Origin of the sequence: Shinella sp. CPCC 101442, assembly GCF_024704725.1 — a bacterium.
Classification (GTDB): Bacteria; Pseudomonadota; Alphaproteobacteria; order Rhizobiales; family Rhizobiaceae; genus Shinella.
In genome coordinates, this window is sequence record NZ_JALIQS010000004.1 from 73,191 (window position 1) to 86,252 (window position 13,062).

Here is a 13,062-nt window from a genome sequence, read left to right on the forward strand (position 1 = left end):
ATTGCGCAAAACAAGCAAATAGTTTCAAGATTGGGAGTTTAGATCATGGCAAATATCGGTTTCATCGGCCTCGGCATCATGGGTACCCCCATGGCGCGCCATCTGCAGAACGCCGGCCACACGGTCGTCACCTCGAAGTTCTTCATCCCGCCGCACAAGGACCTGGTCGATAACGGCCTGCAGATCGTCGACAGCCCGAAGGCGCTGGCCGAGACCGTCGACACGATCATCCTCATGCTGCCCGACACCCCGGAAGTGCAGGACGTGCTGTTCGGCGAGAACGGCGTCGCCTATGGCCTTTCGGCCGGCAAGCTCGTCATCGACATGAGCTCGATCTCGCCGATCGAGACCAAGGAATTCGCCAAGAAGGTCCGTGCGACCGGCGCCGAATATGTCGATGGCCCGGTCTCGGGCGGTGAAGTCGGCGCCAAGAACGCCTCGCTCTCCATCATGGCCGGTGGCTCGCAGGAAAGTTTTGACCGGGCGCTGCCGCTCTTCCAGCTGATGGGCAAGAACATCACGCTGGTCGGCGACTGCGGTGACGGTCAGGTGACCAAGGTCGCCAACCAGATCATCGTGGCGCTGACCATCGAAGCGGTTGCCGAAGCCCTCGTCTTCGCCTCGAAGGCCGGTGCCGATCCGGCCCGCGTGCGCGAAGCGCTGATGGGTGGCTTTGCCTCCTCGCGCATTCTCGAAGTTCATGGCGACCGCATGGTCAAGCGTACATTCGATCCTGGCTTCCGCATCTCGCTGCACCAGAAGGACCTCAACCTGGCTCTCCAGGGCGCCAAGGCGCTGGGCGTTTCGCTGCCCAACACCGCCTCGACGCAGGAACTTTTCAACCAGTGCGCCGCCCACGGCGATGCGGGCCTCGATCACTCAGGTCTCGTCACGGCGCTGGAGCGCATGGCGAACCACGCCGTCGCATGACGGCCTGACCGGGCGGGGAGGGGAGCCCCGCCCGGTCACCCCTTCTGGAGGAGGAGACGTAGCCCCTCATCCCGCCGCACCATTTCTCATCCGTGAGGTGGCGCCGGCTTGCGGATGAGGGGCTATGTTTTATAAGACCTGCGCACCGCAGCTTGGAGGAACCGCATGCCGCCCATCGCCGATCCGCGCGCCTTTCTTGAAAACCTGTTCTCCGTCGCGGTCGCGGCCGCCGACCCGGACAAGGTTCTTGCCGCCAACCTGCCGGAAAAACCGAAGGGCCGCACGGTGGTGATCGGCGCCGGCAAGGGAGCCGCGCAGATGGCCCGCGCCTTCGAACGCCTGTGGGATGCGCCGCTGACCGGCGTGATCGTCACGCGCTACGGTTATGCCGTGCCTTGCGAACGCATCGACGTCCTCGAAGCCGCCCACCCGGTGCCCGACGACAGCGGCCTGCTCGCCTCCGGCCGCCTGATGGCCGCCGTGCGCGGCCTCACCGAAGATGACCTCGTCGTGGCGCTGATCTGCGGCGGCGGCTCGGCCCTGCTGCCGGCCCCCGCCGGCGACCTGACGCTGGCCGACGAGATCGCCGTCAACAAGGCGCTGCTGGCCTCCGGCGCGCCGATCAGCGCCATGAACGCCGTGCGCAAACAGGTCTCGCGCATCAAGGGCGGCCGGCTTGCGGCGCTTGCGCACCCGGCCCGGGTCGTCTCGCTGGTCGTCTCCGATATTCCCGGCGACAATCCCGCCCTCGTTGCGTCCGGCCCGACGATTGCCGATGCCACCACGCGCGCCGACGCGCTGCGCCTCATCGAGCGTTACCGTCTCGAACTGCCCGAGGGCGTGATGCGCCATATCCGCGACGGCAAGGACGAACCGCCGCTGCCGAGCGACGCATGTTTTGCCCGCAATGAGGTGAAGCTCGTCGCTTCCGCCGCCGTGTCGCTGGAGGCCGCCGCCGAAGCCGCACAAAAGGCCGGCGTCGAAGCCGTCATCCTGTCCGATGCCATCGAGGGCGAGGCCTCCGAAGTCGGCCGCGTGCATGCTGCCATCGCCGCCGAAGTGGTGCGCCGCGACCGGCCGTTCAAAAAACCCGTGCTCATCCTTTCGGGCGGTGAAACCACCGTGACGATCAAGGGCAAGGGCAAGGGCGGCCGCAACGGCGAATTCCTGCTGTCCTTCGCCTGCGCCACCGATGGCCTCGACGGCCTCTTTGCGCTTGCCGCCGATACGGACGGGATCGACGGTTCGGAAGACAATGCCGGCGCCTTCGCCGACGGTACCACCGTCGCGCGCCTCGCCGACAAGGGCAAGGACGCCGCCGAGTTTCTCTCCCGCAACGACAGCTGGACCGTCTTCGACGCGCTCGGCGACCTCTTCGTGCCTGGACCGACCGGCACGAATGTCAACGATTTCAGGGCGATCCTGATCCAGTAGCCCCAAACGAAAACAGCCCCGGCTTGCCGGGGCTGTTTTGTATTCGGCGGATGCCGATCAGGCGGCCGGCTGCTTGGTCTTGCGCAGATAGGGCAGCACCGTGTCGAAGGAGCCGAAGCGCGCGATGGCGTCCTCGTTGGAAACGGCGGCGGTGATGATGACGTCGTCGCCCTGCTGCCAGTTGGCAGGCGTTGCGACCTGGTGCTTGCTGGTAAGCTGAATCGAATCGATGGCGCGCAGGATTTCCGCAAAATTGCGGCCGGTCGTCATCGGGTAGGTGAGGATCAGCTTGATCTTCTTGTCCGGACCGATGACGAAGACCGATCGCACCGTGGCGTTGTCGGCGGGCGTGCGGCCCTCGGAACTGTCACCGGCAGCGGCCGGCAGCATGTCGTAGAGTTTCGCGACCGCCAGGTCCTTGTCGCCGATCAGCGGATAATCGACGTCGAAGCCGGTGGCGGTGCGGATGTCGGCCTTCCACTTGGTGTGGCTGTCGACCGGATCGACCGAGATGCCGATGATCTTGACGCCGCGCTTGCGGAACTCGCCCTCGATACCGGCCATGGCGCCGAGCTCGGTGGTGCAGACGGGGGTGAAGTTCTTCGGATGCGAGAAGAGCACGGCCCAGCCATTGCCGATCCACTCGTGGAAATTGATCGTGCCGGCGGTGGTTTCGGCGGTGAAGTCCGGAGCGATGTCGTTGATACGAAGGCTCATGGGTCTCGTCCTCTCTGTCGTGCGGGATCGCAGGTCAGGCCCGCGAAAAGTGTATCCGGGCGGTTAGATAGACCGAAAAGCGCGGCTTGCCTATAGCGGCAGGGCGTGACCGGGAATGGACCGGCAAGTGCATCTTTGCGCCGTTTTCGCCGCCGGAAAGACGGCTTTCGGCGAGTCCAACGCCTTGCGCCAAACCGTTCCACGAAGCCGCCTTCGCGTGGAAAGCCGATTTTATTTTGCCGCAGGGGCAAAGCGGGCTTTTCAGTCGATCTCGGCGCGCCCGCTGGTGAGATCCACGATCAGCCGGCGCGCTTCCTCCGCCCGGTCCGTCGGGATGCGGAAGAAGAGACGCGCGCCGCTTTCGTGGAAGACCTCGTCGTCGACGACAAGTCCCGGCAGGGCCGCAAGTCGTGCCTTGACCAGCGCAAGATCGGAAAAGCCGAGCGAGACGGACAATGCGGCACGCTCGACATATTCGGTCTTGGCGGCAGCCCGCAGGCACAGGGCGGCGGTGCCGCCATAGGCGCGCATCAGCCCGCCGCTGCCAAGCAGGATGCCGCCGAACCAGCGCGTGACCACGACCAGCGCTCGGTCGAGCGCCTGTCCGTCGATGGCTTGCAGGATCGGTTTGCCCGCCGTGCCGCTCGGCTCGCCGTCGTCGCTGAAACGGTAGGCCTGCCCGATGCGCCAGGCCCAGCAATTGTGGTTGGCCGAAAGATCGGAAACCTCCGCCAGCCGCAGCTTTGCCTCCGCCTCATTTTCGACCGGACAGGCGATCGCAAGGAACCGGCTCTTGCGGATCTCCTGCTCGAAATGTTCGGTCTGGTCCAGCGTGTACAAGGCGGCGTCCATTGGTTTCACACGCCTCGTAGCCGCTCAGGCGTCCGCGCATCAAGTGCAGAATAATGCATAAATTCTATAGACTATTGACAGTCGCCACGATTCCGCCATGATGTTTGCCGGGACGTTAAGGAAACGGAGTAGCGCATGATCTATCTCGGCGGCGTGACGCTTGGTTATTTCAACCTCTATCCGGTCGGCTTCCAGCCGAAGGACGAACAATCGCGCGAGGCCGATACGGCCGGCGGCATCACCGAAGAACGCCTGCCGCTCGAAGGCAGCCGCCTCTCGTCTGCCCGTCGCCCGGTGCAGTGGCCGCTGCACGTCTTCTTCTGAGGCCTGGGCGCCTACAGGAAATGACAGGTGATTTCCTGTGGGCGGATTTTCCCGGTTCGATCCGGACCGGGAAAGATGTGCCGGTTTTTCCGGGGTCATTCATCCTGCATTAAGGTTTTGTAGACAAATTGCGTGAGACGGGCGGGAGACCGCGCCGTTGCCGCCACCACCGATCGTTTGCAAGGCCTGCTCATGTTTCCGGACGATCCGGTTCTCCTCCTGTCGATGGTTGTCGCAACGCTCGGCCGCTCCAGCGAGCTGGAGCTGCTGTTTGCTTCGCTCGCCGCCTTCGGCCGGCGCGATTTCGAGATTATCCTCGTCGATCAGAACAAGGACGACCGGCTCGCGCCTGTGGTCGCCGCATGGGCGGACCGTCTGCATATCCGGCATATCAGAACCGACCGCCCGGGTGTCTGTCGAGCCCGTAATCTCGGCGCCGCCGAGGCACGCGGCACCTGGCTCCTCTTTCCCGATGACGATTGCTGGTATCCCGCCGATCTCCTGAAGCGCTTCGACGCGGTTTGCGCCACATCACCCGCCGACTTCTACTGCGGCCGTGCCGTCAATGCCGAGGGCGAGACGATCATGGGGCGCTTTTCATCCGTGCCCCAGCCCATCGAACGGGAAAACGTCTGGACGACGCTGATCGAGTGGATGCTTTTCGTCCGCCGCGAGGCCTTTGCCAAGGCCGGCGGCTTCGATGCCCGCATTGGCCCCGGTTCCGGTACGCCCTGGGGTGCCTACGAGGTGCAGGACCTTGCGCTGAACCTGCTTTCGCGCGGCGCAAGGGGCCGTTACGACCCCGATCTCACCGGCCATCATCCCGACGACCGCCTGCTTGCCGAAACGCCTGACGGCGCGCGAAAAATGCGCGTCTATGGGGCCGGTCTCGGTTACGTCATGCGCAAGCACGGCTATCGTTTCCTCGATTACCTGCCCCATCTCCTTCGCCCCATCGCCGGCATGGCGGTCTATACGTTGACCGGCCGTCCCGCCCTTGCCCGCCGCTCGCGGGAAATCCTCGCCGGTCGCTGGTCCGGCTGGCGCACGGCCCCTGGCGGAACGACGATATCTTAAGGGTTTCGCCATAGGGTTCCTCCTGAAGAACCGTGGGATTGCCACGGTTGCATGCGGCGGATGGAACGACCGATGAGCAAGGGCATCATGTCCAATTCGATCATGAACGCGGCGGCAGGCATGCTGCTGCTGGTGACGGGTTTTGCCTGCTCGATCCTTGTCGCGCGCCTGCTCGGGCCGGAAGCGAACGGCACGATTGCCTTCGCGCTCTGGATCGGCGCCACGGGCGCGCTGGTGGCCGAACTTGGGACGGGCGTGCTGCTGCTGCGCCTCCTGCCGCAATTGAAGGCGCGCGGCGTGGACGAGGCGGGCCGGCGCGGTTTTGCCGCCTATCTTGCCCTGCCGGTCATCGCATCGACGCTCTTGCTCGTCGCGCTCTATTTCGGACTGTCCTTCAAGACCCCGCTGCTCTACGGCACGGATGTCACGACCGGCATCGTCGTGCTCACCGCCACCCTGCTGCTCATCCAGTCGATCGGTTCGTTCTCGAAGAACTTTCTGATCGGCGAACAGCGCGTCGGCACATTCTTCCGCATCACGGCACTCTCTTCCCTGCTCCAGATGACCTTCGTCATCGCAGGCGCCATTTTATACGGCATCGAAGGCGCGCTGTTCGGCTATATCACCGGCCAGTGCGTGCAGTTTCTCTTCACGCTCGGTCTGTTTGGCGTGCGCCGCGACAGCGCGGGCTATCGTCGTCGTTACCTCCTCGCCACCTCCGCGGTGATCTTCGTCGAATATGTCGTGAGCGCGATCTTTCTCAACCGGCCGGAACTGTTCTTCCTGCAGCATTTCCGCTCGCTCGGCGAGGTCGGCTACTATGCCGTGGCGCTGTCGCTTGCCAACCTAGCGCTACAGCTTCCCGTGCAGCTGACGGGCAGCCTGCTGCCCTACTATGCCGAACGGCGCGAGTCCTCCGGCGATACGGCGCACGCGGCCATGTTCGACGGCGTCGTGCGCAGTTTCGCCTATATCACCTTCCCGCTCTGCTTCGGCCTTGCCGCCATCGCGCATCCGCTGGTGACGGCGGTCTATGGCGCGCCCTTTGCCGAGGCCGGCCTGATCGTCGCGATCCTTGCGGCAGGCTCGCCTGCCTATGTGCTCGGCCAGCTCATCACACAGTATCTCTATTCCATGGACCGGGTGAAAATACGCCTCGTCGCCAGCGGTGTCGGCGCCACGCTGATGGTCGTCGGCTGCCTGCTCGTCGTGCCCAGCTGGGGCGGGGCGGGGGCGGCTGCCGTGCGCGGCGTGGTTTTCGCCGTCATGGCCGTGTTGCTCCTGACCGGCGTCGGCCGTGGCGCCATGTCGGCGCGCCTGCCGGTCGTGCTGGTTAAGGTGGCGCTTGCCGGTGCCGGTTGCGGCCTTGCTGCATGGCCCGTCGCGGAGGAGATCGGCGGCTTTGCGGGTGTGGGAGGCGGAATTCTGGCCGGTGCCGTCGCCTATGCGGCGTTGCTGCGCCTGCTGCGCGCCGTGCCGCCGGAAGATGGCGCAGTCATTGACGGCATGCTGAAATCGCTGCCAATGAAGCCCGGCCGCATCGCGCGCCGGTTGCTGGCCTTCGTGGTGCCGCTGCCGGCCGTCCAGCCGGCCGGGGAATGAGGGTGGCATGTATCGGGACGACGGCAAGAGCATAGCAAAGACGGAGAACGTCATCAGGCCCGTCTGGTGTTCCGGCGAGGCCGCGCTTCCTGTCGTCCTCTCGGGAACCGTTGGTCTCTACACGCCGCCGGCCGCCGAAAGCCCGCCGTCCGATGCCGCCGTGCTGTTTCTCAGCCCCTGGGGTTTCGAGGAAATGTGCACGCGAAAACTCTGGCGCCTTCTCGCCGAGCGTGCCGCGGCACAAGGCCTTGCCAGCCTGCGCTTCGACTATCCCGGCACGGGCGATGCGCTCGATCCGGCGACCGTGCCCGATCTCGAAAGCTGGGACCAGGCCACCGTCGAAGCGGCCGACACGCTTCGCCATCTCTCCGGGGCTCGCCGGCTGGTGCTGATCGGCCACGGCCTCGGCGCCACCTTCGCCGCCCGGCTCGGCCCCGCGCTTGGCGCCGAAGCGGCGGTGCTGATGGCCCCGGTCGTCAGCGGTCGTTTCTACCTGCGCGAACTCTCGGCCTGGTCGAAGATGGTGGATGAAGGGCTGGGGCTGCGCCAGGAACAGCGCATTGCCAGCGGCGTCGCCATTGCCGGCCTCGTCCTGCCGGAAAAGATCGCGGAGGCCGTGCGCGGCCTCAATCTGGAGCGGCTGGAAACGCTGCCCTTCGCGAAAGCATTGGTGGTCGAGCGTCCGGGACGGGAGAAGGATGCGGCCTTCGCCGCCCATCTCGCCGGCCTTGGCGCAGACATCTCCCGCTTCGACTATGCCGGCCATGACGATCTTGTTTCCAACCCCACGCTGGCGCATCAGCCGCTGGCGGTGATCGACGGCGTCGCGGAATGGCTCGCGCCGTTTGCCGGCGAAGGCGCAGACGCGGTCGAGACCTTGCCCCGATCGACCCATCTTCTGGGCGACGGTTTTGCCGAAGAGCCGCTGCGTTTCGGTGAAAACGACCGTCTGTTCGGAACGCTCTGCATGCCCCTCCACGCGCGTCGCGGCGCCATCGTCCTGCTCTTCGGCACGGCCTATGACCGGCAGGCCGGCTGGGCGCGCGGCGTGACGGAAACGGCGCGCTATCTTGCCCGGAACGGGGTTGCCTCGCTGCGCTTCGATGCCGCGAATGTCGGCGACAGCCCTGCGGCCCCGGCGGCGCCGGAGCAGGTCCAGTACAGCGACACCCAGCTTGCCGATGCCCGTGCGGCACTTGATCTTCTGTCGGCGCGCGGTCTCGGGCCGGTCGTCGCCGTTGGCCGGTGCAGCGGGGCCTATCTCGCCTTCCGCACCGCCGTTGCCGACAGCCGCATTGCGAGTGTCGTCCCGGTCAATGCCTATACGTTCCGCTGGGATCCGGACATGTCGGTCGACGAGGCGCTCAGGGCCAATCCGCGCTCGCTCGACGACTACCGCCAGCGCCTGGTCGATCCGGCGACCTTCCGCCGCCTTTTCGCCGGCCAGATCGATCTTGGTCGTGCGCTGCGCAATGTCGGCCTGCAGATCCTTCGCCGGCTTGTCGCGATCGTGCCGGGTCTGGACCGGTTCACCCGCGCCGGGCGGCTGCGGGCAGCGACCCACGGCGATTTTCGCGATCTCGCGGCACGCGCGGTGCCGGTTCTCCTCATCTACAGCGAGGGGGATGTCGGGCTGGAGCGGCTGTCATTGGATTTCGGTCGCGCAGGTCTCTCGCGCCACCGCAATGTCACGGTCGAGATGATTGCCGATGCCGACCACAATCTGTCCCCGCCCGAGGCGCAGGCCGCCTATCGGGCGCTGCTGCTCGAAACGGCGCTGAAAACCGGCTGATTTTCAGAAGGAAACGATCGCTTCGACGGCGATACCGCGGATGGTTCCATGGGGCTTTGCCGCGGGATCGGTGCCGGCGCGCGGCAGAAGCCGGACCGGCCTGACCCTGCCGGGCGCGAGGTGGAACCAGCTGTCATCGGCCAGGAAACCTTCGGCTTCGATGACGACGGATTGCGCAAGACGGTCCGACGAGAGATCGAGCACCCAGCCATCCGCATCCTGCCGAAGGGTTGCCGAGAGGGCAGCGGGCAGGATCGCCTTCGCCCGTCCGCGCGGGAAATGAAACGCCTCGGCCACTGTCCGTCCTTCACCGTCAACGAGCCGTGCCACCGTGACGTCGTGGGCCGGAGGGCCAAAACGGAAGGCGTAGGTCGTATCGAAGAAGGCGCCGAACAGATCGGTTGCCGGGAGCGTGAGCGTCGAGTGCGGAGTGAGCGCGATCTCGCGCCTGCCGGTCACGACCGGCTGGCGGCCATGGCGCAGGCAGGAAAGTTCCAGCGCCAGCTGCTGCTCTCCGGTGCCGTCGTTGAGGATATGCACGTCGAGCCCGTTCGTGCCCTCGTCGGACAGCGTGACCTGCACCGGCCGGAAGGCGCGGCGCAATGCATGCCATGCGGATTTCGGCAGGCCCGTGGCATCCACGATACCCCAGCCGGCGCCTGGCAGCAGGTCCTGAAACGTCCAGACGAGCGCGCCGTTGCAGGTGGATTTTTCGCGGCGCCATTCGGCAAAGGTGGCCTCCATCACCTCGGCGACGACGGCGCGGGAGAGATCGAGGTAGCGGGCCGGGTCCTCGCGGCGCAGACGCGCTGGATCGTGGCCGTAAAGCAGGCCGAGATAGTGATCGCGCACATCCTCGAAGTCCCAAGAGGCACCGCGGTCGCGCGGCACGCGGGCCTTCCAGCGCGGGTCGTGCACGGCGGGTACCGGCAGGTGCGCATCGAGCGTCTGCTGTTCCGGCACGTTGGCAAAGGCAAGGCTTTCCGCGGCAAAGCGCACCTCGGCGCGACGCGCATCCTCCACCGGTCGGCAGTAAGCGCCGACGCCGTAATAGTGCGTCACGCCGACATTGGGCGAGAAGGGCATCGCCCCACCAACAGGCGAATTTTCGACATAGGGCACGTCCGGACGATGCGCCGCGACGAGGGCGGGCAGGATGTCGAGCGTCAGCGGCCCGGCCCAGGCCGTTTCCGGCAGGCCCAGCATCGCCGCCTGCTGGTCGATCTCACTGCCGCCGCAGAGCACGGCAAGCGACGGCGAGGCGGCGGTCGCGTCGAGGAACTGCGCGACCTCCATGCGGACGTTTTCGACAAAGGCCGGATCGTTCGCCGGGTAATCAAAATTCGCGAACTGGAAATCCTGCCAGACCATCAGGCCGAATTCGTCGCACAGCGCAAAGAAATCCGGCGTCTCATAGGCCATCGTGCCGCCGATGCGCAGCATGTTCATGTTGGCGTCGGCAGCAAGTTTCAGCAGCGGCGCGTAGCGGTCGCGGTCGCCCGGCAGGTCGACGATATCGGCAGTGGTCCAGACGGCACCGCGGCAGAAGATTTTGGTGCCGTTGACGCGCAACGCAAAATCCCGGCCGTCAGCGCCGCGGTCGATCTCGATGCGGCGAAAACCGGTGCGGCCGAGTTTTTGCCGCACGCCATCCACCACGAGCGAGATATCGTGCAGAGCCGGCGTGCCGTGCGTGCGCGGCCACCAGGCTTCGACGTCGGGGATGGTGAGGCTGGCGCTGAAACTGCTGTCTCCGTTCGCGATCGCTTCGACGGCGACGCCGGCGCATTCCACCATGGGCGCTGTGGCGCTATCGAGCGTGAAGCCGATCTCCAACTGGCCCTTGCCGTTTTCGTGAAGGCGCGCGGAGAGACGGATATCGGAGGCAATAGCGGGCGTCGGCCGCGACAGGCGCACCGGCCGCCAAGGACCGGCGGCGTGGACCTCCGGGCACCAGCCCGGCATGCGGCCAAGCAGCGTGGTGCGCACGAGCCGCAGGCCCTGCGGTGTGATCATCTGCGGCCGCCAGCGGGCACGGGGACCGCGTTTTTCGAGATGCGGTTTTAGCGCACGGAAACAGAGGGCGAGCCGGTCGTTACCAGTGAGCGTGACGGGCAAGGCATGGGCCACGAACATGCTGTCGGAGGAGAGCACAAGCGCCCCGTTCCACCAGACCTCGGTGATCGTCGCGAGGCCATCGAAATGCAGCACGGCGTCACCCGGTGCTTTGCCCGAGAGGTCGAGCACGTACCAGGCGTCGAGATGGTCGAGCGGTTCGGGCGCGGTGCGATCGAAGCGGCCGGCGCGTTCGAGGGCGCCGGCAACCGTGCCGGGCACGGGGGCATCGAGGACATCGGAAAGGTCTTGCAGCGCGGCGGGGTCAGCGGCAGCGTTGGCCGCTGTCAGGGCCATGCGCCAGCCGGTGGAAAGCGCCTTTCCGATCTCGGACATTCCGTCTTCCTTCAGTCGATGCGGGCAGCAAGGCTCGACATCAAAGTATCCCATGCCTCGATCGCCGGGTCGAGCGCCGTCGCCAGCGGATCGAATTTCCGGCGCGTTACCGCCCGGGCGAGCTGGAACTGCACGGACTTCGCCGTCTCCGAAATTTTTCGCGCGGCGTCGCCGCCATCAAGACCCAGCCAGTCGAGATGGCTGCCGGCCAGCTCGAAATTGGCGCCGAGCTGGCGCAGCGTGTTGAAGGCATATTTGTGGAAGAAGCCGAAGGGGCGCTCCGCAACGGCCTCGACCTGCTTTGGAAACACCTTCGCGAAGGCCGCAACCGGGTTTTCCGTTGGACGCCGGCCGAAATGGAAGGCGAGCAGGCGTTTTGCCTCACGGCGCAGATGCGCTTCGTCGGCCCGCTTTTCCGGGAACTTGGCGAATTCCGTATAGGGCAGGAAGGGAAGATCGTCCGGGCCGTTGTTCAGCTGGAACAGGCCGTCGAAATCCTCGCCTTCCAGCCGGAAGAAGCCGGCATTGTGGAAATAGTCGAGCTGCTTGTTTTCGAGATCCAGCCGGTTGATCGCGACCGTCGTCTTGCCGTGCTCCTGGCGGTAGGCGACGCCGCGGGTATCCGGCATGTAAAAACTGTCCATCTCGACGAGGCAGAGGCGGCCGCGGGCGATCTGGGTCGCGACGTGGTTTTCCACCGTGTCGAAGATGGCGAGTTCCGTCGCGCGGATGCCGTAGAGTGTTTCGAGGTCTTCCAACGGCACCTTGAAGAAGGTGAACTGGTCGCCCTCGAAATCCTGGGTCAGTGAAAAGCCGAGCATCGCCTCCGGGTGAGTGCCGAACGCATTCAGCACCTCGATCCAGAGGTCGACGTAACAATTCGTTTCCGGCCACATGCGCTCCGCATCGTGCAGCGCGTGCGGCCGGTAGGTCTCGGGATTGGCCCCGGCGAAGACGGCAGCCATGCTCAGTCCTGATATCCCAGAACCTTGCGGACATCCGCCGGCCAGGTCGCAATATCCATGCCGTGGCGGGCAAAGAGCGCGAGCGCGATGCGCTCCAGGCCGAAACCGACGCAGGCGGTGTGCGCGACGTCGCCGTTTTCGAGGTTCAGCCCCCACTTCGCGCCAAAGGCGTCCTGGTGGTAGTTGAAGCTCATGCAGGCCGTCGGCTTGGCAGCCGAGGTGACCGGGATCAGCAGCTCGAACTTGAGGTTCTGGTCGCGCTGGTTGTTGGCCATCATGCGGCCGGCGCGGCCGAAGAACGGGTCGTTCGCCACATCCATCGTCACGTCGAGGCCGACCTTGGCCATCATCTCCAGGCCGCGGTCCATCCAGGTCTGGCGGAACTCGGTCACATGCTCCTGCGTGCCCATGCAGACATATTCGCGCATGCGGAAAAGCTGCTGGCGGGCCGGGTCGTTGGAGGGCTCATGACGGAAGCAGTAGGACTGCAGGTCGTAGAGACCACCCTTGGCCGGTAGGCGGCCGCGCTTGGCGATCGTCGGATAGAGCGGATAGCAGGCGGCCGGCGTCAGCACGATGTCGGTCGCCTTCTGGTCCTTCGTCCAGTCGCCACCGACTTCCATGCATTGCAGCAGGCTCATATGGTCGAGATCGGCGCCGCAGAAGGCGTGCACGGTGCCGGCGAGCTGCGGAAAGCTCTTCATGTAGCCGGAGGTCTCGAAATGCGCGCGGTTCATGCCGGGCGGAAAGCGCATGGCTTCCGCACCGTCGGGGCCGCCATAGACGTCGATCAGCCGCTCGAAGCGGGCAATCACGTCCTCGAAGGCGCCGCTGCGGCCATAGAGGCCTTCGACGCCGGTATCGATGAGCAGGCCCGAATCGAAGAGCCTGTCGAGAAGGGAGGTCTGCATATCCATG

At 65.6% G+C, this 13,062-nt stretch carries 11 protein-coding genes; 6 read left to right on the forward strand and 5 right to left on the reverse strand.

Annotated elements, in window-relative coordinates:
* Positions 1–45 precede the first annotated feature (45 nt).
* The gene (locus MUO32_RS15700) at positions 46–930 is read left to right on the forward strand and encodes a 2-hydroxy-3-oxopropionate reductase (protein ID WP_257949306.1); all 885 of its coding nucleotides are present in this window, start codon (positions 46–48) and stop codon (positions 928–930) included.
* 165 nt (positions 931–1,095) lie between these two features.
* The gene (locus MUO32_RS15705; protein ID WP_257949307.1) at positions 1,096–2,364 is read left to right on the forward strand and encodes a glycerate kinase; all 1,269 of its coding nucleotides are present in this window, start codon (positions 1,096–1,098) and stop codon (positions 2,362–2,364) included.
* Positions 2,365–2,421: 57 nt separating this feature from the next.
* Here the strand turns inward: MUO32_RS15705 and MUO32_RS15710 are convergent, their stop codons facing one another.
* Positions 2,422–3,081: a peroxiredoxin gene (locus tag MUO32_RS15710; protein ID WP_244761490.1), complete on the reverse strand. Its 660-nt coding sequence runs from the start codon at positions 3,079–3,081 to the stop codon at positions 2,422–2,424.
* A gap of 261 nt (positions 3,082–3,342) precedes the next feature.
* Positions 3,343–3,921 (reverse strand): YigZ family protein, encoded by a 579-nt coding sequence (locus MUO32_RS15715; RefSeq protein WP_257949943.1) that lies wholly within the window; start codon positions 3,919–3,921, stop codon positions 3,343–3,345.
* 147 nt (positions 3,922–4,068) lie between these two features.
* On the opposite strand from MUO32_RS15715, the gene MUO32_RS15720 reads away from it, so the two are divergent.
* From MUO32_RS15720 to MUO32_RS15735, 4 genes are all read left to right on the forward strand, one after another.
* Positions 4,069–4,257 (forward strand): hypothetical protein, encoded by a 189-nt coding sequence (locus MUO32_RS15720; RefSeq protein WP_257949308.1) that lies wholly within the window; start codon positions 4,069–4,071, stop codon positions 4,255–4,257.
* Positions 4,258–4,389: 132 nt separating this feature from the next.
* The gene (locus MUO32_RS15725; RefSeq protein WP_257949309.1) at positions 4,390–5,334 is read left to right on the forward strand and encodes a glycosyltransferase family 2 protein; all 945 of its coding nucleotides are present in this window, start codon (positions 4,390–4,392) and stop codon (positions 5,332–5,334) included.
* A 72-nt stretch (positions 5,335–5,406) separates the two neighbouring features.
* Entirely contained in the window at positions 5,407–6,936 is a 1,530-nt protein-coding gene (locus MUO32_RS15730) for a lipopolysaccharide biosynthesis protein (RefSeq protein WP_257949310.1), read from the forward strand.
* Between the two features lie 7 nt (positions 6,937–6,943).
* Entirely contained in the window at positions 6,944–8,728 is a 1,785-nt protein-coding gene (locus tag MUO32_RS15735) for an alpha/beta fold hydrolase (RefSeq protein WP_257949311.1), read from the forward strand.
* 3 nt (positions 8,729–8,731) lie between these two features.
* On the opposite strand, the gene MUO32_RS15740 is transcribed toward MUO32_RS15735, so the two are convergent.
* Genes MUO32_RS15740 through MUO32_RS15750 form a run of 3 tightly spaced genes read right to left on the reverse strand, consistent with a single transcriptional unit; the run spans position 8,732 to position 13,061 of the window.
* Positions 8,732–11,179: a glycoside hydrolase family 2 protein gene (locus tag MUO32_RS15740; RefSeq protein WP_257949312.1), complete on the reverse strand. Its 2,448-nt coding sequence runs from the start codon at positions 11,177–11,179 to the stop codon at positions 8,732–8,734.
* 11 nt (positions 11,180–11,190) lie between these two features.
* Entirely contained in the window at positions 11,191–12,144 is a 954-nt protein-coding gene (locus MUO32_RS15745; RefSeq protein ID WP_257949313.1) for a DUF1839 family protein, read from the reverse strand.
* A gap of 2 nt (positions 12,145–12,146) precedes the next feature.
* Positions 12,147–13,061 (reverse strand): amino acid--[acyl-carrier-protein] ligase, encoded by a 915-nt coding sequence (locus MUO32_RS15750; protein WP_257949314.1) that lies wholly within the window; start codon positions 13,059–13,061, stop codon positions 12,147–12,149.
* Position 13,062 lies beyond the last annotated feature (1 nt).

Coding starts and splice junctions, on each gene's coding strand:
- MUO32_RS15720 (WP_257949308.1), top strand. CDS start 4,069: ATGATCTATCTCGGCGGCGTGACGCTTGGTTATTTCAACCTCTATCCG.
- MUO32_RS15735 (WP_257949311.1), top strand. CDS start 6,944: ATGTATCGGGACGACGGCAAGAGCATAGCAAAGACGGAGAACGTCATC.
- MUO32_RS15710 (WP_244761490.1), bottom strand. CDS start 3,081: ATGAGCCTTCGTATCAACGACATCGCTCCGGACTTCACCGCCGAAACC.
- MUO32_RS15740 (WP_257949312.1), bottom strand. CDS start 11,179: ATGTCCGAGATCGGAAAGGCGCTTTCCACCGGCTGGCGCATGGCCCTG.
- MUO32_RS15730 (WP_257949310.1), top strand. CDS start 5,407: ATGAGCAAGGGCATCATGTCCAATTCGATCATGAACGCGGCGGCAGGC.
- MUO32_RS15705 (WP_257949307.1), top strand. CDS start 1,096: ATGCCGCCCATCGCCGATCCGCGCGCCTTTCTTGAAAACCTGTTCTCC.
- MUO32_RS15700 (WP_257949306.1), top strand. CDS start 46: ATGGCAAATATCGGTTTCATCGGCCTCGGCATCATGGGTACCCCCATG.
- MUO32_RS15750 (WP_257949314.1), bottom strand. CDS start 13,061: ATGGATATGCAGACCTCCCTTCTCGACAGGCTCTTCGATTCGGGCCTG.
- MUO32_RS15745 (WP_257949313.1), bottom strand. CDS start 12,144: ATGGCTGCCGTCTTCGCCGGGGCCAATCCCGAGACCTACCGGCCGCAC.